Annotated in this window: 19 protein-coding genes; 16 read left to right on the forward strand and 3 right to left on the reverse strand. The window is 67.9% G+C overall.

Annotated features, from left to right (window positions below; all coding sequences use genetic code 11):
- Window positions 1–18 precede the first annotated feature (18 nt).
- The gene (locus tag ACWEVR_RS13360) at window positions 19–333 is read left to right on the forward strand and encodes a hypothetical protein (protein WP_225279181.1); all 315 of its coding nucleotides are present in this window, start codon (window positions 19–21) and stop codon (window positions 331–333) included.
- Between the two features lie 55 nt (window positions 334–388).
- Complete coding sequence (gene ffh / locus ACWEVR_RS13365) at window positions 389–1942, forward strand: signal recognition particle protein (protein ID WP_452467149.1); 1554 nt, start codon at window positions 389–391, stop codon at window positions 1940–1942.
- A gap of 177 nt (window positions 1943–2119) precedes the next feature.
- Here the strand turns inward: ffh and ACWEVR_RS13370 are convergent, their stop codons facing one another.
- Window positions 2120–2911 carry a 3-oxo-5-alpha-steroid 4-dehydrogenase gene (locus tag ACWEVR_RS13370; RefSeq protein ID WP_452467150.1) on the reverse strand — a complete coding sequence of 264 codons (792 nt, stop codon included), beginning with the start codon at window positions 2909–2911 and terminating at the stop codon, window positions 2120–2122.
- 100 nt (window positions 2912–3011) lie between these two features.
- On the opposite strand from ACWEVR_RS13370, the gene ACWEVR_RS13375 reads away from it, so the two are divergent.
- The 7 genes from ACWEVR_RS13375 to trmD all read left to right on the forward strand — a co-directional run bounded on the left by ACWEVR_RS13375 (window position 3012) and on the right by trmD (window position 7891).
- Window positions 3012–3812 (forward strand): nuclear transport factor 2 family protein, encoded by an 801-nt coding sequence (locus ACWEVR_RS13375; protein ID WP_452467151.1) that lies wholly within the window; start codon window positions 3012–3014, stop codon window positions 3810–3812.
- A gap of 162 nt (window positions 3813–3974) precedes the next feature.
- The gene (locus ACWEVR_RS13380; protein ID WP_452467152.1) at window positions 3975–5069 is read left to right on the forward strand and encodes a metal-dependent hydrolase family protein; all 1095 of its coding nucleotides are present in this window, start codon (window positions 3975–3977) and stop codon (window positions 5067–5069) included.
- A 147-nt stretch (window positions 5070–5216) separates the two neighbouring features.
- Window positions 5217–5801 carry a Uma2 family endonuclease gene (locus ACWEVR_RS13385; RefSeq protein WP_452467153.1) on the forward strand — a complete coding sequence of 195 codons (585 nt, stop codon included), beginning with the start codon at window positions 5217–5219 and terminating at the stop codon, window positions 5799–5801.
- Between the two features lie 198 nt (window positions 5802–5999).
- Window positions 6000–6440 carry a 30S ribosomal protein S16 gene (rpsP, locus tag ACWEVR_RS13390; RefSeq protein ID WP_067988968.1) on the forward strand — a complete coding sequence of 147 codons (441 nt, stop codon included), beginning with the start codon at window positions 6000–6002 and terminating at the stop codon, window positions 6438–6440.
- Window positions 6440–6682, forward strand: a complete 243-nt coding sequence (locus tag ACWEVR_RS13395) for an RNA-binding protein (RefSeq protein ID WP_056811833.1) — start codon at window positions 6440–6442, stop codon at window positions 6680–6682. Before rpsP ends, ACWEVR_RS13395 begins: the two co-directional genes overlap by 1 nt.
- Window positions 6683–7207 carry a ribosome maturation factor RimM gene (gene rimM / locus ACWEVR_RS13400; protein WP_067496205.1) on the forward strand — a complete coding sequence of 175 codons (525 nt, stop codon included), beginning with the start codon at window positions 6683–6685 and terminating at the stop codon, window positions 7205–7207.
- Window positions 7208–7210: 3 nt separating this feature from the next.
- On the forward strand, window positions 7211–7891 hold the full coding sequence (gene trmD, locus ACWEVR_RS13405; protein ID WP_357394914.1) for a tRNA (guanosine(37)-N1)-methyltransferase TrmD: 681 nt from the start codon (window positions 7211–7213) through the stop codon (window positions 7889–7891).
- Here the strand turns inward: trmD and ACWEVR_RS13410 are convergent.
- The gene (locus ACWEVR_RS13410; RefSeq protein WP_067496209.1) at window positions 7888–8256 is read right to left on the reverse strand and encodes a VOC family protein; all 369 of its coding nucleotides are present in this window, start codon (window positions 8254–8256) and stop codon (window positions 7888–7890) included. The genes trmD and ACWEVR_RS13410 overlap by 4 nt on opposite strands.
- A 135-nt stretch (window positions 8257–8391) precedes the next feature.
- On the reverse strand, window positions 8392–9231 hold the full coding sequence (locus tag ACWEVR_RS13415) for a LuxR C-terminal-related transcriptional regulator (RefSeq protein WP_452467154.1): 840 nt from the start codon (window positions 9229–9231) through the stop codon (window positions 8392–8394).
- Window positions 9232–9315: 84 nt separating this feature from the next.
- Here ACWEVR_RS13415 and ACWEVR_RS13420 point away from each other — a divergent pair, with 84 nt between their 5' ends.
- The 7 genes from ACWEVR_RS13420 to lepB all read left to right on the forward strand — a co-directional run bounded on the left by ACWEVR_RS13420 (window position 9316) and on the right by lepB (window position 18494).
- Window positions 9316–10929, forward strand: coding sequence for an AMP-binding protein (locus ACWEVR_RS13420; RefSeq protein ID WP_452467155.1), 1614 nt, complete (start codon window positions 9316–9318; stop codon window positions 10927–10929).
- On the forward strand, window positions 10929–12542 hold the full coding sequence (locus ACWEVR_RS13425) for an AMP-binding protein (RefSeq protein ID WP_452467156.1): 1614 nt from the start codon (window positions 10929–10931) through the stop codon (window positions 12540–12542). Before ACWEVR_RS13420 ends, ACWEVR_RS13425 begins: the two co-directional genes overlap by 1 nt.
- An 88-nt stretch (window positions 12543–12630) precedes the next feature.
- Entirely contained in the window at window positions 12631–13779 is a 1149-nt protein-coding gene (locus ACWEVR_RS13430; protein ID WP_452467157.1) for an alpha/beta hydrolase family protein, read from the forward strand.
- Between the two features lie 65 nt (window positions 13780–13844).
- On the forward strand, window positions 13845–16229 hold the full coding sequence (locus tag ACWEVR_RS13435) for a Tex family protein (RefSeq protein WP_452467379.1): 2385 nt from the start codon (window positions 13845–13847) through the stop codon (window positions 16227–16229).
- A 21-nt stretch (window positions 16230–16250) separates the two neighbouring features.
- The gene (locus ACWEVR_RS13440) at window positions 16251–17141 is read left to right on the forward strand and encodes a hypothetical protein (RefSeq protein WP_452467158.1); all 891 of its coding nucleotides are present in this window, start codon (window positions 16251–16253) and stop codon (window positions 17139–17141) included.
- 160 nt (window positions 17142–17301) lie between these two features.
- Complete coding sequence (rplS, locus tag ACWEVR_RS13445) at window positions 17302–17643, forward strand: 50S ribosomal protein L19 (protein WP_019048201.1); 342 nt, start codon at window positions 17302–17304, stop codon at window positions 17641–17643.
- Window positions 17644–17729: 86 nt separating this feature from the next.
- Entirely contained in the window at window positions 17730–18494 is a 765-nt protein-coding gene (gene lepB, locus ACWEVR_RS13450; protein WP_370465683.1) for a signal peptidase I, read from the forward strand.
- Window positions 18495–18504 lie beyond the last annotated feature (10 nt).

Consider the following 18504-nt stretch of genomic DNA (forward strand, 5'->3'; position numbering starts at 1 on the left):
TTCGAGGGGAGCTGATCCGTGGCTATCGAAGTCGTCTCCGCATCGATGATGACCAGCGACGCGACCGCGCACATCGCGCGCTGCGTCGGCGGTGACCTGTGGGTGGTTTCGTGGTTGCCGGGCCGCACCCTCACCGGTGCTCAGGCCCTGGCCGCGATGACCATCGCCTCGACCACCGCCCACCACACCGATTCCGCCGAATCCGAGTGGAACCGGATCGAGGCGCTCTCGCGTGAGCTCGGCCTCACCGGGCGCGAGGCGGTGTACCTGGTCAACATCGAGAACCACGAATTGCGCCGCACCGCGCCACCGCACGTGCGCTCCGGGGAATAACACCCATTACCCTGGGAGGGCAATAGAGGTCCCTTTCAGATCAGGAGCGCGATCGGTGTTCGAATCCCTGTCCGACCGGCTTACCGGTGCACTGCAGGATCTGCGCGGTAAGGGGCGGCTGTCACCGGCCGACATCGACGCCACCGCGCGCGAGATCCGCCTCGCCCTCCTCGAAGCCGACGTGGCGCTGCCCGTGGTGCGCGGGTTCATCGCCAATGTGAAGGAACGCGCCAAGGGCGCGGAGGTCTCCGCGGCGCTCAATCCGGCCCAGCAGGTCGTCAAGATCGTCAACGAGGAACTCGTCGCCATTCTCGGTGGTGAGACCCGGCGCCTCAACCTGGCAAAGAACCCGCCGACGGTCATCATGCTGGCCGGTCTGCAGGGTGCCGGTAAGACCACCCTCGCGGGCAAGCTCGCCAAATGGCTCAAGGGTCAGGGTCACCAGCCGCTGCTCGTGGCCTGTGACCTCCAGCGTCCCGGCGCCGTCACCCAGCTGCAGGTCGTCGGTGAGCGCGCGGGCGTGCCCGTGTTCGCCCCGCACGGCGGCACCTCCATCGGCGGTGGCGAGAACCCGCTCGGCATCACCGCCGCCGACCCGGTCGCGGTCGCGGCGGGCGGTATCGAAGAGGCCAAGGCCAAGCAGTACGACGTGGTCATCGTCGACACCGCCGGTCGCCTCGGCATCGACGAAGAACTCATGCGCCAGGCCGCGGGCATCCGCGATGCCGTGAAACCCGACGAGACCCTCTTCGTGCTCGACGCGATGATCGGCCAGGACGCGGTGAGCACCGCCGAGGCCTTCCGCGACGGTGTCGGCTTCACCGGTGTGGTGCTCACCAAGCTCGACGGTGACGCGCGCGGTGGTGCGGCGCTGTCGGTGCGCAACGTCACCGGCGCGCCCATCATGTTCGCCTCCACCGGTGAGAAGCTCGAGGACTTCGACGTCTTCCACCCCGACCGGATGGCCTCGCGCATCCTCGGCATGGGCGACGTGCTGACCCTCATCGAGCAGGCCGAACAGGTCTACGACGCCAAGCAGGCCGAGGAGACCGCCCGCAAGATCGGCAGCGGTGAGCTCACCCTCGAGGACTTCCTCGACCAGATGCTCGCCATCCGCAAGATGGGCCCGATCGGCAACCTGCTCGGCATGCTGCCCGGCGCGGGTCAGATGAAGGACGCGCTCGCGGCGGTCGACGACAAGCAGCTCGACCGCGTGCAGGCCATCATCCGCGGTATGACCCCCGCCGAGCGCGACAACCCGAAGATCATCAACGCCTCCCGCCGGCTGCGCATCGCCAACGGCTCGGGCGTGCAGGTCTCCGAGGTCAACCAGCTCGTCGACCGGTTCTTCGAGGCGAAGAAGATGATGGCCATGATGGGCCGTCAGATGGGCCTGCCCGGCGGGCGCCGCGGCAACACCAAGAAGGGTAAGAAGGGCAAGAAGGGTGGGCGCGGGCCCACGCCGCCGAAGATGCGCGGTGGGTTCCCCGGTATGCCCGCCGGTATGCCGCCGGGGATGGATCTGTCGCAGATGCCGCCCGGTCTCGACCAGCTGCCGCCCGGTCTCGAAGGAATCGACCTGTCCCAGCTGAAGTTCCCCAAGAACTGAGCTGTGTTATCGGAGCGCTGGCGCGCTCGAGTCGGCGGCCCCTGAGGTCCCGACGATCAGGCACCGTGGCTTGCTCCTTCGTCGCCTACGCCACGGCGCCTGATCGTCGGGACGGCCGCCGACCGCCGCTTCGCGGCGTCCCCTCCTCGGGGTCGGGGAGTGCGGGGGCCGGTTTGGTCAGAGCAGCTTGGGGATCAGGGCTTTTCGGTTCGGTGGGTAGTCTGCGAACTTCTCGCGGTACCAGCGGTGCGTGGCGAAGGCGCGTGGCACCAGGTTGCCCGCGGTGATCAGGAAGATCGCCACGCCTGCCAGCGACCAGGTGAGCAGTGCGAACCCGGCCCACGCGATCAGCTCGCCGAGATAGGCCGGGCTGCTGACGAAGCGGAAGCCGCCGCCGTGCGGGACGCGGTACTCGGCGGCGCCCGGGTCGTTCTTGTCCCGCAGATTCCGCACGATCGACTCCGACCGCACCAGCAGCGCGAACCCGCCCAGGTACACGACCAGCCCGATCAGGAAACGCGGGTCGGTGAGCCAGGCGGTGCCGTACTGGTTCTTGTAGTCGTTGCTGAAGAACGCGCCGTTGAGATAGCCGTGCAGCGCCGTCACGAACACGCCCGCCCCGACCACCGACACATTGAAGGTGCTCTTCTTGCCCGGCACCTGCCGGATCGACAGCGGGAAGAACCAGCCGCGATTGCCGTAGTGCAGCACCCAGATGGCGGCCAGCACCAAGGGGACGGGCTCGAAGCGGTCGGGTCCGCTCAGATAGAACACCGCGAACACCACGGTCGCGGGCAACTCCATCAACCACCAGCCCAGCTTCGGGTTCAGATTGAAGCCCACCGCGTTCGAGGCGAAGCGGCCGTACGGGCTCTGCGCGAACAGCCCGCCGACGATGACGAACGCGGCGAAGCCGAACGCGATGGTCAGCACCGTGTCGTAGGTCGTGTTCCCGGTGTACCAGTCCATCGAGATCCTCTGTCCAGGCGTCCGGCACTATCGCCGACGCAAAACTAGAACACGTTCTATCATGGATCGCGCAGGGGGAACGCGACAATGGAGGACGCAGATGCCGGTCGATCGGACCGCTGAAGACCTGCTGGCGGCGGTGCTCGCATCCCCGCGCGCCGTGGCGGCCCACGACAAGACCGCCTGGGTCGGGTTGTTCGCCGAGCAGGCGGCGGTGCACGACCCCTACGGCTCGCGCGCGCACATCGGGCCCGAGGCGATCTCGCGCTTCTACAACGTCTTCATCGCGCCCAACACCATCGCCTTTCGCGTCGAGCGCGACATCGTCGCCGGGCACACAGTGGTGCGTGACCTGCACATCGAGACGACCATGTCGACGGGTGCGACCGTTGTCGTGCCGATGCATCTGCGCTACGACCTGGTGGCGTCCGATGGTGGGTGGCGGATCATCCGGCTCGCCGCGCACTGGGAGTTGGGGGTGATGGTCGCGCGGTTGATGCGGACCGGGTCGGCCGGTGTGCTCGCGGGGGCGAAACTCGGTCCGCAGTTGGTCGGGGAGCTCGGGGTTGGTGGGGCGATGGGGATGATGCGGGCTTTGCGTGGGGTGGGTGGGCACGGGAAGCGGATCGTGCGGGGGTTGTTCGTCGCGGCGGCTCGTGGGGACTCGGGGCGGGTTCAGGAGTTGCTCGGGCGGGCGAATGTGCAGGTGGCGTCGGGGGACACGTTGAGCCCTGCGCAATTCGGGGAGATGGTGCGGTCTATGCAGTGGGACAAGATGATCGCGGCCGGGCGGACGGTGAGTGTCAGTGTGCGGATGGGGGAGTCGGGTGGGGTGGTGTTCGTGGACTTCGCGGCGGGCTCTTCGCGTATAGAGAGTGTGACGATCTACCTCGACGGGTGAGTTATTTGGAGTGAGGATGGTGAGTGTGAGGGGGTAGCAGCTTGTGTGGTGGGGGTGACCGGCTCGAATGGGGTCGTGTAGCGGACTGGGAATGCGGTTTCGGTGGGTTCGGGGTGGGGGGTTGGCGGTAGGTTGGGGGCAGGCTGACGTCTGGAGGTTGGTGTGCATCTGCGTGGTGTGGTTCTTCCCGGTGATCAGGAGCTCGACCTCTGGGTGGTCGACGGTGCGGTGACGTTCGAGCCGGTGGCGGGGGCCGAAACCCTCTGTCGCACAGGGTGGATCGTGCCGGGTCTGGTCGACGCCCACTGTCACGTCGGTATTCGCTACGGCGGTGGGGACGAGACGCGCGAGGGTGCGATCGAGCAGGCCGAGACCGAGCGCGACGCGGGCGCGCTGCTGCTGCGTGACGCCGGCTCACCGATCGACACCCGGTTCATCGACGAGCACGCCGAACTGCCGCGCATCATCCGCGCGGGGCGCCACATCGCGCGGCCCAAGCGCTACATCCGTGAACTCGGCATCGAACTCGACGACGAACGCGACCTGCCCGAGATCGTCGCCGAACAGGCGCGCTTCGGCGACGGGTGGGTCAAGATCGTCGGCGACTGGATCGACCGGTCGGTGGGGGACCTGCGCCCGCTGTGGAGCGACGACATCCTGAAACAAGCGATCGACGCCGCGCACGCCAACGGCGCCCGCGTCACCGCCCATGTCTTCGGCGAGGACGCCCTGCCCGGCCTCATCAATGCCGGCATCGACTGCCTCGAGCACGGAACCGGCCTCACCGACGACACCATCGAACTGATGCTGGCCAACGGCACCGCGCTCGTGCCCACCCTCATCAATATCGACACCTTCCCCGGCATCGCCGACTCGGCGACCAAATTCCCCGTCTACGCCGCCCACATGCGCGACCTGCACCGCCGCGTCCGCGACACCGTCGGCAAAGCCCACGAGGCGGGCGTCCCGATCTACGCAGGCACCGACGCGGGCGGCTCCATCCGCCACGGCCGCATCGCCGACGAGATCGCCGCCCTCACCGGCGCGGGCCTGTGCCCCCACGACGCCCTCGGCGCCGCCTCCTGGAACGCTCGCACCTGGCTCGGCCGCGAATCCATCACCGAAGGCGCCCCCGCCGACTTCGTCGTCTACGCCGACGACCCCCGCACCACCCCCGCCGCCCTCACCGACCCCCTCTGGGTCGTCCTCCGCGGCATGGTCGTCAAAACCCCCAACCCGGTCACCGGCCACCGCTGATCGCAACATGAGGGTCCGGGTTGCGTAACGCGCTGGTCGGCCCGCGTAATCGCTACACTTGACAGTGCCCCGTCGCAGGTGCCGATGCCGTGGGGAACGTGTCGGAGTTCGAGTGGCCATCAATGGTGCACAGGGAGGTCGGACGAAATGACCATGAGCGCCGAGGTTTCGATGATCCACCCGTTGGGCCCGACAACAGTGGAAGACTGGCTTGCCGAACAGCAGCCGGTGGATGGATCGCGACTCGAACTCATCTGGGGGTACCTGCACATGACGCCGCCGCCGGGTGGTTCGCATCAATATGCGTCGTTCGAGCTGGCCGTGATGTTGCGGGATGCGCTGCAGGCATCCGAACGGTCCGACCTCCACGTTCTGCCCGCTGTGGGCGTTCGCATCAGCACGCCGCTGCGGACCGCCGTCATCCCCGACATTTCCGTTATCGCGGGAGAGATCGGTCATGTCAGCTTCGCGGCCGAGGACGTTCTTCTCGCGGTCGAGGTCTGGTCGCCCGGCAACACTCGTGAGGAGCGAGACACGAAGATCGCGTCCTACGCCTCGGCGAGAATCCCGAATCTGTGGATTGTCGAGTTGCCGATCGGAAAACCGCCTCGATTCTGGGGCTACAGCCTGGGCGAGAGCGGATACCGGCAGGAAGTCTTCGCAGACAACGGGGAAACGGTGAAAGCGCCTGGACCGGTGCCGGTCGTCATAGATACCTCACAGTTGCGCTGAGGCGGCGCCGGTCGAGCCGATTTCAGCTGCGCTCGGCCCGTCTGGCACAATGGACCACCGTCCTCCCTGGACAGTGTCAGCCCGTCTCCGGTTACGTACCGCGCGGCGGTCACGCACTTCATGCGCGAAACCGGACCCGCAGACCATGTGGGTCGCCGAATCGCGTGGTGACCAAACTACTGAAAGAGGCAGATCAGCATGGCTGTTCGCATCAAGCTCACCCGTCTGGGCAAGATCCGCAACCCGCAGTACCGCGTCGTTGTCGCCGACGCCCGCACCCGTCGTGACGGCCGCGCCATCGAGTCGGTCGGCAAGTACCACCCGAAGGAAGAGCCCTCGCTGATCGAGATCGATTCCGAGCGCGTGCAGTACTGGCTGTCCGTCGGCGCGCAGCCGACCGAGTCCGTGCAGCGTCTGCTGGAGATCACCGGCGACTGGCAGAAGTTCAAGGGCCTGCCGGGCACCGAGGGCACCCTCAAGGTGAAGGCCGCCAAGCCGTCCAAGCTCGACCTGTTCAACGCCGCGCTGGCCGCCGCCGACAACGAGCCCGTCGCCGAGGCCGTCACCCCGAAGAAGAAGGCCGCCAAGAAGGACGAGGCCGCCGCCGAGGAGACCGCCGCCACCGAGGCTGCCGAGTAATGACTGCCGTTGTTGCCGACGCCGTCGAACATCTGGTTCGTGGCATCGTCGCCAACCCGGACGACGTCCGCGTCGAGCTGCTCACCGGCCGTCGTGGACGCACCGTCGAGGTGCATGTCCATCCTGAAGACCTGGGCAAGGTGATCGGTCGCGGTGGTCGTACCGCGACCGCGCTGCGCACCCTGGTCGCCGGTATCGGTGGCCGGGGCATCCGGGTCGACGTGGTCGACACCGACGCCTAGATGGAACTCGTCGTAGGTCGGGTCGCCAAGTCGCACGGTGTGCGCGGCGAGCTGGTCGTAGAGGTGCGCACCGACGAACCGGATGTCCGGTTCGCTCCCGGTGCGACCCTGCACGGCCGCATGCCGAAGTCCTCGGCGACCCGTGAGTTCACCGTGAAGTCGGCCCGAGAGCACTCGGGCCGGCTTCTGGTCTTCGTCGACGACGTCGACGACCGCACCGCCGCCGACGCACTGCGCGGCATGCTGTTCGTCGTCGACAGCGAGACCCTGCCGCCGTCCGACGACGAAGACGCCTTCTACGACCACGAGCTCGAAGGTCTGCGCGTCGAACTCGAAGACGGCACCGTTGTCGGCAAGGTCACCGAGGTATTGCATTCCGCCGCAGGCGAATTGCTGTCGGTGCGCGCCGCGGACGACGGCCGCGAAATTCTGATTCCCTTTGTCACCGCCATCGTGCCGACCGTGTCGGTCGCCGACGGTCTGGTGGTCATCACCCCGCCCGAGGGCCTGCTCGATCCGGAGTAATTCGTGCAACTCGATGTCGTCACGATCTTCCCGGAGTATCTCGAGCCGCTGCGCACAGCGCTGCTCGGCAAGGCCGTCGACAAGGGCCTGATCTCGATCGGTGTGCACGACCTGCGCCGCTGGACCCACGACGTGCACAAGTCGGTCGACGATTCGCCCTACGGCGGCGGCCCCGGCATGGTCATGAAGCCCACCGTCTGGGGCGACGCCCTCGACGAGGTGTGCCCCGACGACGCGCTGCTCGTCGTCCCCACCCCGGCCGGGGTGCCCTTCACCCAGGCCACCGCCCAACGCTGGTCTACCGAAAAACACCTGGTGTTCGCCTGCGGCCGCTACGAGGGCATCGACCAGCGCGTCTTCGACGACGCCGCCCGCCGCGTGCGCGTCGAAGAGGTGAGCATCGGCGACTACGTGCTCATCGGCGGCGAGGCCGCGGTACTGGTGATGACCGAGGCCGTGGTCCGCCTGATCCCCGGCGTACTCGGCAATCAGCAGTCACACCAAGAGGATTCGTTCTCCGACGGCCTCCTCGAGGGTCCCAGCTACACCCGCCCGGTGTCCTGGCGCGATCTCGAGGTGCCGCCGATCCTGCTGTCGGGCGATCACGCGAAGATCGCCGCCTGGCGTCGCGAGCAGTCGCTGCGGCGGACCCGCGAGCGCAGGCCCGACCTGCTGCCCGACTAGTTCGCCATCACCCGCGTGGTGATGCAGAACGGATGCCCGGCCGGGTCCAGCAGTACCCGCCAGCGCGGATCCTGTTGCACCGGTGCGGGTGTGGCGCCCACCGCCAGTGCGTGCTGTTCACACAGATCCAGGTCGGCGTCGGCCGCGAGGTCCAGGTACACCGCGGGCGTGCCGGGCCATTGCGGCGGGTAGTAGCCCTCCACGTACTGTGCCGCGATCGTCAGTCCCGACGGTATGCGGATACCGACGCTGTGCTCGTCGTTCCACAGGACGCGGCCGCCGAGCAGCCCCAGGTAGAAACGGGCGAGAGACTCGGGGTCGGCGCAGTCGAGGGAGAGGCCGGCCAGCTGAAAAGGCTCCGTCATCGGATCGACGGTACCGGTCGGATTCCGCGCCGAGATTGTTTTGCGCTAAAGACATTTGGGTATCACTTGGGGTTGTTCGTTGTGTGATCGTCCAGAACGAGGATTGCTGGTTCCGTCCGGAAACAGGTGCGTGGCTCAGGGCAGCAGCCCGTACCGCCGTGCGGTCACCACAGCTTCCTGACGGGTGCCCGCGTCGAGCTTGCTCATCGCGTGCCGCAGATAGCTCTTCACCGTCTCCGCCCCGAGTGAGAGCCGAAGCGCCACTTCCTGATTCGTGCAGCCGAGGGCCACCTGGGCGAGCACGTCGATCTCGCGCCGCGACAGCCGAGGGGCTTCGTCGACGGGTGCCCCGGTCATCACGGCGGCCAGTCGTGCCGACACACCCGCCAGCCGAGCACGCAGCGCGGCATCGTCGACGGCGGCCGACATGGCACGCAGTTCGGCGTGGATCTCGCGCAGCTCCTCGGTCGCCGGTGTCGCGGCGACCGGTTCCGCGAGCTCGAGCAACCGCACCCGTCGATCCACCTCGTCGCGCACGGCGATCTCGTTCGCCAGCCGCCTGCCCGCCGCCATGATCACGTCGGCGGTGCGATCACCGAGGGGGCTCGCGCCGCGGGTGGCCGCGTACAGCACCGCGCGCGGCCGGTCCCCGACCACGACCGGCACGGCGATCACCGAGCGCAGCCCCTCGCCCGAGACGGCCGCGTCGTAGTCGTGAGTGATGGTGGGCGCGCGGCGGTAGTCGGCCACGGCCGCCGGTCTGCGGTATTCCATCGCCTGCCCGCCGAGGCCGGATGTACGCAGCACCGACAGCCCGCGCAAACCGGTGGTGACGGTGCCGACGAACTCGGTGAGCAGCAAGGTGTCCTCGTCGACGGGGCCGCCGAACACCACCGGTACGTTCGCCCGGCGCGACACCCAGCGGATTTCGGCGCGCAGGGCGTCGCCGTCGCGGGGACGCAACAGGGAACTCATGGATCACCCCTTTTCGGGGGTAGTGGCGAACGTGAGGTGTGCCACATTCTATGCGAGACCGGCACGGTGTTGAGGAGAACTGCGATGAGTACCGACCTGGACGCGCGGGTGCGCGACCTGCTCGACCGATACGACGGCCCCGATGTGTGCGCGGCCGAGCTGCTGTGTGATGGGCATCCGGGCGATGCGATCGCGTTCACCGTTGTCGAGGCCGATCTGAGCTCCCACGACCTGACCTTCGGTGAGCTGCGCGAGCGTTCGGCCCGGTTCGCCGCCGTGCTGGCGGGCCGCGGTGTCGGCCCGGGCGACCGGGTGGCCACCCTGATGGCCAAGTCCGCCGACCTGGTGGTGGCGCTGCTGGGGATCTGGCGTCGTGGTGCGGTGCACGTGCCGTTGTTCACCGCCTTCGCGCCGCAGGCGATCGAGTTCCGGCTCGCGGCGGCCCGTGCGCGGGTGGTGGTCGCGGACGCCGATCAGGTGCCGAAACTGCTTACCGCCGAAGGGGTTTCCGGTCGATCCCTCGTCGTCGTCGGTGACGAGGTGCCCGGCACCTTGTCGTTCCGGGAATTGCTGAAAGCACACGAGCCCGACGACCCGCGCGCCGCAGCGGTGGCGGTCGGTGGCGACGGTCTGCTGGTTCAACTGTTCACCAGCGGCACGACCGGAAATCCCAAGGGGGTGCCCATTCCGGTGCGGGCGCTGGCCTCCTTCCACGCCTATCAGGAGTTCGCGCTGGATGTGCGTGGTGACGACGTCTACTGGAATGCGGCCGATCCCGGCTGGGCTTACGGGCTGTACTACGCGATCCTGGCGCCGCTGGCCACCGGGGTGCGCAGCCTGTTGCTGCACGCGGGGTTCTCGGCGCAGCTGACCGGGGAGGTGCTGCGCCGGTTCGGTGTCACCAACTTCGCCGCCGCACCCACCGTCTACCGGGCGTTGCGTGCCGAGGGTGTGCGGGAGATCGCGCTGCGCCGCGCCTCCTCGGCGGGCGAGCCGCTCACCCCGGAGGTCGTCGACTGGTCGCGCGACGCGCTCGGTGTCGCGGTGCGCGATCACTACGGCCAGACCGAGCACGGCATGGTCGTCTGCCACGCCTGGCACCCCGACCTCGACGTCGACGCCCCAGCCGGTTCGATGGGCAGGCAGTTGCCGGGCTGGGCGTGCGCGGTGCTCGCCGAGGACAGCGACACCGAGGCTCCGGCCGGGGAAATCGGCCGGGTCGCCATCGACACCGACCACAGCCCGCTGCTGTGGTTCCTCGGCTACCTCGACGATCCCGAACGCACCTCGGCACGGTTCACCGCCGACGGCCGCTGGTACCTCACCGGCGACGTCGGTGCCCGCGACGCCGACGGGTTCTTCCGGTTCAGCGCCCGCGACGATGACGTGATCATCATGGCCGGATACCGGATCGGGCCGTTCGAAGTGGAAAGTGTGCTGGTGATGCACCCACGGGTCGCCGAGGCCGCCGTCGTCGGCATGCCCGACGACCTGCGCGGCGAGGTGCTCGAGGCCTTCGTGGTGCCGCGCGAGGGCGTCGACGGCGACGACGACCTGGTGGCCGAGTTGCAACAGCTGGTGAAGGACGAATTCGCGGCCCACGCCTATCCGCGACGGGTACATTTCGTCGCGAGTCTGCCCAAAACGCCCAGCGGGAAAGTGCAGCGGTTCCTGCTGCGCGGCAAGGAGACCCGGTGATGTCCGAACTCAGTTACGCCTGCGGCCCCGCGAGCACCCCGCTGCTCGGCGACACCATCGGCGCGAATCTCGCCCGGACCATCGCCGCCTATCCCGATCAGGAAGCCCTCGTCGACCGGACGACGGGCCGGCGCTGGACCTATCGCGAAGTGGGGACGGCCGTCGACGCCGTCGCGACCGGACTCGCGGCCCGCGGCATCGGGCGCGGTGACCGGGTGGGCATCTGGGCACCGAACTGCGCCGAGTGGTATCTCGTGCAGTACGCGACGGCCGCGCTCGGCGCGATCCTGGTGAACATCAACCCCGCCTACCGCAGCAGCGAACTCGAATACGTCCTCGGGCAGGCCGGGGTGCGGGCGCTGATCGCGGCCGCGGAGTTCAAGTCCTCGAACTACGTGGCGATGATCGAGCAGGCCCGTCCGAATTGCCCTGCGCTGGAGCAGGTTCTGATCCTCGGCACACCCCAGTGGCGGGAAGTGGCCGAGACGGCACCGGACCCGCAACGCTTGGCCGCCATCGCGGCGACCCTGTCGGCCGACCACCCGATCAACATCCAATACACCTCGGGCACAACAGGTTTTCCCAAGGGTGCGACGCTGAGCCACCACAACATCCTCAACAACGGCTACTTCGTCGGCGAGCTGTGCGGTTACACCAGCGCCGACCGGATCTGTGTGCCGGTTCCCTACTATCACTGCTTCGGCATGGTCATGGGCAACCTCGCTGCCACCTCTCACGGTGCCGCGGTGGTGATTCCGGCGCCGTCGTTCGATCCGGCCGCCACGCTGGCCGCTGTCGCCGCCGAACGATGCACCTCGCTCTACGGTGTGCCGACCATGTTCATCGCCATGCTCGCCGAGCTCGACAACGGTGCGTCCCAAGACCTTTCGAGCCTGCGCACCGGCATCATGGCCGGTTCACCGTGTCCGGTGGAGGTGATGAAGCGGGTGATCGACCGGATGGGGATGGCCGAGGTATCGATCTGTTACGGCATGACCGAGACCAGCCCTGTGTCCACCCAGACTCGCCGCGACGACAGCATCGAACGCCGCACCGCCACCGTCGGCCGCGTCGGACCGCACCTCGAGGTGAAGGTGGTCGACCCCGACACCGGCCGGACGGTGTCGCGCGGCGAACCCGGCGAGCTGTGCACCCGCGGCTACTCGGTGATGCTGGGCTACTGGGACCAGCCGGACAAGACCGCCGAGGCGATCGACGCCGCCCGCTGGATGCACACCGGCGACATCGGCGTGATGGACGACGACGGCTACCTCTCGGTCACCGGCCGCATCAAGGACATGGTGATCCGCGGCGGCGAGAACATCTACCCCCGCGAGATCGAGGAATTCCTCTACACCCACCCCGACATCGTCGACGCCCAGGTGATCGGCGTCCCCGATGAGAAATACGGCGAAGAACTGATGGTCTGGGTGCGCCTGCGCGAGGGCGCCGACCCACTCGACGCCGACACCCTGCGCGACTTCTGCACCGGCCGCCTCGCCCACTACAAGATCCCCCGCTACGTCCATGTGGTGGAGGAGTTCCCGATGACCGTCACCGGCAAGGTCCGCAAGGCCGAAATGCGCGAACTGTCCAAGGATCTCCTCGGCTGACGCGCCCTTTGTTAGCGTGACACGACGGATCGGGTGCTCCTTCCCGCCGCGTAAGGACCTGGGGGACAGAGTGATCCGTTGCGTTTCGATGGTTATGGCGGTGATGTGCGCGCTGGTCGCGTCCAACGGTGCGACCAGCGCCGCCGCGCCCGGCGTGAGCATGCTGCCCGCTCCCGGTGGTGCGCTGCCGGTCGGCACCACCACCCTGCACCTGGTCGATGCGACCAGACCCGACCCGTTCGTACCCGACCGGGACAGGGAACTGATGGTGTCGGTGTTCTACCCGGCCACCGCCACCGAGGCGCACCCACCGGCGCACTACCTGTCGACCGAGCTGATCGTGGACCTCGAGCAGCGACTCGGCGTCGAGCTACCCGGCATCCTCACCCATTCCCGGCGCGACGCTCCCGCTCGTGCGGGCAGCCGGTATCCGGTGGTGCTGTACTCACCGGGCGCAGGCGTGTCCAGGATCCTCGGAACCGGGCTGGCCGAGGACCTGGCGTCGCGCGGTTACGTGGTGGTCACCGTCGATCACACCTATGAAACCGGTCCGGCAGTCGAGTTCCCCGGGGGGCGACTCGTCCGTCCCGCCGAGGCGCCCAACGGATTCGACACCGTCATCCGCGAAAAGTACATCGCCGCACGGTTGTTCGACTTCCGCTTCGTTCTCGACGTGCTCACCCGGCTCGCGGCGGGGGAGAACCCGGACGCCGAGCAGGACCCGCTGCCCGGCGATCTGGGCACGGTTCTCGACTTGGACCGGGTAGGGGCCGTCGGCCATTCCTCCGGCGGCTACACCGCCGTGGAGGCCATGCACACCGACCGGCGCATCGACGCGGCCGTCGACCTGGACGGACAGCTCGGTGTCGACGCGGCGTTCGGCCGCGCGGTCACCGAGGGCACGGACCGGCCGACGCTGGTGCTCACCAGCAGCCAGATCGAGGAGGTCGGTGACGCGAACCCGTCGTTGGATGCGTTCTGGCGCACCGGCACCGGGTGGAAACGTCATCTGGCTGTGACGGATTCGGCGCACTACGACTTCACCGACATGCCCTCGCTCGTTCCCGCCGCCGCGAAACCGGCCGCCGCTCGCTATATCGGCACGATCGACTCCGATCGGATGGCCACCCTCGTGCACGGCTGTGTGGCGGCCATGTTCGACAAGTTCCTGCTCGAGCGGCCCGACACTCTGCTGGATCGCCCGATCACCGATCCCGAGCTCACGACGGTGCGCTGACCTGGGATCGAGCCGGGTGTCGGCGGGGAGCTGTAGTCTCTGCGGCTGTGACGACAGCGCCCGAGATCGCCCGTTCGACGTCGAACGGCACTCCGACCGACAGCACGACCATCCTGGCCAGCGTGGGCAGGCGGATCGCCGACGAATTGGGGGTGCGTGAGACGCAGGTCCGCGCCGCCGTCGAACTGCTCGACGGTGGTTCGACGGTCCCGTTCATCGCGCGCTACCGCAAGGAGGTCACCGGCGGCCTCGACGATGCCCAGTTGCGTCAGCTCGAAGAACGGCTCGGCTACCTGCGCGAGCTCGACGAGCGACGCGGCGCCATCATCGAATCCATCCGCGGCCAGGGCAAACTCGATCCGGCCCTGCACGAGCAGATCATGCTCGCCGAGACGAAGGCCCGCCTCGAAGACATCTACCTGCCCTACAAACCCAAGCGCCGCACCAAGGCCCAGATCGCGCGCGAGGCCGGGCACGAACCCGTGGCCGATGCGCTCATCTCCGACCCGACCACCGACCCCGCGAACTACACCGCCGAGCAGCTCGACGGCGCCCGCGCGATCCTGGTGGAACGCTTCGCCGAAGACGCCGACCTGGTCGGTGAACTGCGCGAAATGATGTGGAACCGGGGCCAGGTCACCTCGACGGTTCGTGCGGGCAAGGAAGAGGCGGGCGCCAAGTTCGCCGACTATTTCGAGTTCAGCGAACCGTTCCACAAGCTGCCCTCGCACCGGATCCTGGCGCTGCTGCGCGGGGAGAAGGAAGAGGTGCTCACCCTGCACCTCGAACCCGACACCGAAGAACCCGAACCCGGGACGCGCACCGTCTACGAGGGCCGCATCGCCAAGGCCTTCGGCATCGCCGATCAGGGCCGCCCGGCCGACTCCTGGCTGCTCGACACCGTGCGCTGGGCCTGGCGGACCAAACTGCAGGTGAGCCTCGGTATCGACACCAGGATGCGGTTGCGTCAGGCCGCCGAGAAGGACGCCGTCGACGTCTTCGCCGCCAACCTGCGCGACCTGCTGCTCGCCGCGCCCGCGGGTACCCGCACCACCATGGGCCTTGACCCCGGCTACCGCACCGGCGTGAAGGTCGCGGTCGTCGACGCCACCGGTAAGGCCGTCGCGACCGAGGTCATCTACCCGCACAAGCCGCAGGGGCAGACCGAGAAGTCCCTTGCCGTGCTCGCCGCGCTGGTCGCCCGGTTCAACGTCGAGCTCATCGCCATCGGTAACGGCACCGCCTCCCGTGAAACCGATGCCCTTGCGACGGAATTGATCTCGCGCATCCCCGAGAACAAGCCGACCAAGATCGTGGTCTCGGAAGCGGGCGCGTCGGTGTACTCCGCCTCGGCCTATGCCTCCGCGGAACTGCCCGACATGGACGTGTCGCTGCGCGGTGCGGTGTCGATCGCGCGCCGCCTGCAGGACCCGCTGGCCGAGCTGGTGAAGATCGATCCCAAGTCGATCGGTGTCGGTCAGTACCAGCACGACGTGTCCGAAACACTGCTGGCGCGTTCGCTGGGCGCCGTCGTCGAAGACGCGGTGAACGCGGTCGGTGTCGACGTGAACACCGCCTCGGTGCCGCTGCTGGCCCGCGTCTCCGGTGTGTCCTCCTCGGTCGCGGAAAGCATTGTGGCCCACCGTGATCAGAACGGCCCGTTCCGCAGCCGCACCGCGCTGCTCGAGGTGCCGCGGCTGGGGCCGAAGGCTTTCGAGCAGTGCGCGGGCTTCCTGCGGATCCGCGGGGGTGAGGATCCGCTCGACACCTCCGCGGTGCACCCCGAGGCCTACCCGGTGGTCCGCCGGATCCTCGAGCGAACCGGTAAGCCGATCGCCGAGGTCATCGGCAACACCTCGGTGCTGCGCTCGCTGCAGCCGGTCGAGTTCACCGACGAGAAGTTCGGTGTGCCCACCGTCAGCGACATCATCGCCGAGCTCGAGAAGCCCGGCCGCGACCCGCGCCCGGAGTTCAAGACCGCCGAATTCGCTGCCGGCATCGAGAAAGTCGCCGATCTGAAGCCGGGCATGGTGCTCGAGGGTGTGGTCACCAACGTGGCCGCGTTCGGTGCGTTCGTCGATGTCGGTGTGCACCAGGACGGCCTCGTGCACGTCTCGGCGCTGTCGCACACCTTCGTCAAGGACCCGCGCGAAGTGGTCAAGTCCGGTGACGTGGTGAAGGTGAAGGTCCTCGAGGTCGATGTCGCCCGTCAGCGCATCGGGCTCACCCTTCGGCTCGATGACGAACCGGGCAAGCCCGCCACGGGGGACAATCGTGGAGGCGGTGCGCCGCGTGGCCAAGGTCGCCCCCAGGGTGGTCGCGGCCAGGGCGGCGGCCGCGCGCAGGGCCGGGGTCAGGCGCAACCGCGCGGCGGCAATCAGCGCAAGCCGGCTGCCGAACCGACCGGTTCGATGGCCGAGGCGCTGCGCCGGGCCGGTTTCGGCAAGTAGGTCGACGACAGGGCGGGCGGCATGCGACGGTGGCTCGAAGACGATGTGATCGCGCACGGCCGCCTGCCCCTGCTCTGTTTCCTGCTGGGGTTCATCCTCGGTTTCGTGGTGATCCGGGTCAGCGTGCGCTTGATCCGCGCGCAGGTGAAGTGGTGGCCGGGCAACCTCAAAGCCGGTGACACCCACATCCACCACATGGTGTTCGGCGTCATCACGGTGCTGCTGTCGGGCATCGGCTTGATCGCCACCGCCGAGGACTCCACCCAGGTCACCTCGAGTGTGCTCGCCGCCTTCTTCGGCATCGGCGCGGCGCTGGTGCTCGACGAGTTCGCGCTGATCTTCTACCTGCGCGATGTGTACTGGGAGGAGCAGGGCCGCACCTCGGTGGACGCGGTGTTCGTCGCGCTGGCCGTGACGGGGTTGCTGCTGCTCGGGGTGCAGCCGGCGACCTTCCTCGACTACGACGATTTCCGGGAGTCGGCCGGTGTGGGGGTGCGCGTCGGCATCGTCGTCACCGTGGCGATCAATCTCGTCCTGGCGGCCGTGGTGATCGCCAAGGGCAAGATCTGGACCGGGTTGTTCGGCATGTTCTTCACGCCGCTGCTGCTGGTGGGCGCGATCCGGCTGAGCCGCCCGGGAGCGCCGTGGGCGCGGTGGCGCTACGGGCACCGACCCAAGACGATGTCACGCGCGATCGCCCGGGAGCGGCGCTATCGTCGTCCGGCGATCCGGGCCAAGATCTTCATCCAGGATCTGATCGCCGGGAAGCCCGACGTCGAACACGCGCGCACCGCCGCCGAGGTCGAGTTGCGGCGCAAGGTCGTCGCGGCCCCGCCCGCGCCGCCGCCGCACCCGCACCTGCTGCCTCGCCGACGGGCCGAAGCCGGTTCCGGCAAGCCCGCCGAGGAGTGACCGGCGCCGCCCGATTTCAGTCGTGACCACCCTGTCTGGCACAATGAACCGGTTGCCTTGGGCGAGTCATGTCCGGGAGCACCCCTGTACTGAGCACGAACCGGTCGAGCGCGAGCCGCCAGGTTCCTCTGTTCGCGCGAAGAATCCGAAAAGGTGGAAAATGAACACCCTTGATTTCGTCGACGAGAAGTCGCTGCGTAGCGATGTCCCCGACTTCCGTCCCGGTGACACCCTGAACGTGCACGTGAAGGTCATCGAAGGCTCGAAGGAGCGCATCCAGGTCTTCAAGGGCGTCGTGATCCGGCGTCAGGGCGGCGGCATCGGCGAGACCTTCACGGTCCGCAAGGTGTCCTTCGGTGTTGGTGTCGAGCGCACCTTCCCCGTGCACAGCCCCAACATCGACCACATCGATGTCGTGACCCGTGGTGACGTGCGTCGCGCCAAGCTGTACTACCTGCGCGACCTGCGCGGCAAGGCCGCCAAGATCAAGGAAAAGCGCTGATCTTCCGGTAGCTCTTTCCGGCACAGAATCTTTGACAGTAGCCCGGCACCCGACTCACGTCGGGGCGCCGGGCTACTCTGTTCGGCGTGGCAGACGAAAGTGGGTCGGTGTCGGTGTCCGATTCGGGCGACGAGGGCAAGCGGCGCAGGAAAAAGGCCGACGACAAGAAGCAACGGCCGTTCTGGCAGGAACTGCCGATACTGGTCGTGATCGCGGCGGTGATCGCCGCCCTGATGGTCACTTTCGTCGGGCGGCCCTACGTGATCCCGTCGCAGTCGATGGAGGACACACTCCAGATCGGCGACCGCATCTACGTGCAGAAGATCAGCTACTACGGTTCCGAGCCGGGCCCGGGCGATGTGGTGGTGTTCGTCGGCCCCGAATCGTGGAACGGGCACTACAAGTCCATCCGCTCCGACAACGCGGCCATCCGCGGTGTGCAGAACTTCCTGTCCTACTTCGGCCTGGTTCCGCCCGACGAGAACGATCTCGTCAAGCGCGTGATCGCCGTCGGCGGGCAGACCGTGCAGTGCTGTGACCCGCAGGGCCGGGTGATGGTCGACGGGAAACCGCTCGATGAGCCCTACATCAAGAAGGACTACCCCTGGTTCACCGACCGTCCGAACGCCGTGTACCCGGCCGGGCGGATGTTCGGGCCGGTGAAGGTGCCCGAGGGGCATCTGTGGGTGATGGGTGACAATCGCAACGAGTCGGCCGATTCCCGCGCTCATGTGAGCGACGATCTGCAGGGCACCGTCCCGGTCGACAACGTGCGGGGCAAGACCGTGTTCAAGATCTGGCCGCCCGGCCGGATGGGCCCGGTGAGCTCGCAGAATCCGCAGGACAACTAGACACGGGGAC

It is taken from the genome of Nocardia sp. NPDC003979, assembly GCF_053605015.1.

What these genes read in the sequence shown, in the direction of transcription:
- ACWEVR_RS13415 (WP_452467154.1), bottom strand. Translation starts at nt 9,231, where the DNA reads ATGAGTTCCCTGTTGCGTCCCCGCGACGGCGACGCCCTGCGCGCCGAA.
- ACWEVR_RS13420 (WP_452467155.1), top strand. Translation starts at nt 9,316, where the DNA reads ATGAGTACCGACCTGGACGCGCGGGTGCGCGACCTGCTCGACCGATAC.
- ACWEVR_RS13385 (WP_452467153.1), top strand. Translation starts at nt 5,217, where the DNA reads ATGACCATGAGCGCCGAGGTTTCGATGATCCACCCGTTGGGCCCGACA.
- ACWEVR_RS13375 (WP_452467151.1), top strand. Translation starts at nt 3,012, where the DNA reads ATGCCGGTCGATCGGACCGCTGAAGACCTGCTGGCGGCGGTGCTCGCA.
- ACWEVR_RS13410 (WP_067496209.1), bottom strand. Translation starts at nt 8,256, where the DNA reads ATGACGGAGCCTTTTCAGCTGGCCGGCCTCTCCCTCGACTGCGCCGAC.
- rplS (WP_019048201.1), top strand. Translation starts at nt 17,302, where the DNA reads ATGAACACCCTTGATTTCGTCGACGAGAAGTCGCTGCGTAGCGATGTC.
- rpsP (WP_067988968.1), top strand. Translation starts at nt 6,000, where the DNA reads ATGGCTGTTCGCATCAAGCTCACCCGTCTGGGCAAGATCCGCAACCCG.
- ACWEVR_RS13440 (WP_452467158.1), top strand. Translation starts at nt 16,251, where the DNA reads ATGCGACGGTGGCTCGAAGACGATGTGATCGCGCACGGCCGCCTGCCC.
- ACWEVR_RS13425 (WP_452467156.1), top strand. Translation starts at nt 10,929, where the DNA reads ATGTCCGAACTCAGTTACGCCTGCGGCCCCGCGAGCACCCCGCTGCTC.
- ACWEVR_RS13370 (WP_452467150.1), bottom strand. Translation starts at nt 2,911, where the DNA reads ATGGACTGGTACACCGGGAACACGACCTACGACACGGTGCTGACCATC.
- ACWEVR_RS13395 (WP_056811833.1), top strand. Translation starts at nt 6,440, where the DNA reads ATGACTGCCGTTGTTGCCGACGCCGTCGAACATCTGGTTCGTGGCATC.
- rimM (WP_067496205.1), top strand. Translation starts at nt 6,683, where the DNA reads ATGGAACTCGTCGTAGGTCGGGTCGCCAAGTCGCACGGTGTGCGCGGC.
- ACWEVR_RS13430 (WP_452467157.1), top strand. Translation starts at nt 12,631, where the DNA reads ATGGTTATGGCGGTGATGTGCGCGCTGGTCGCGTCCAACGGTGCGACC.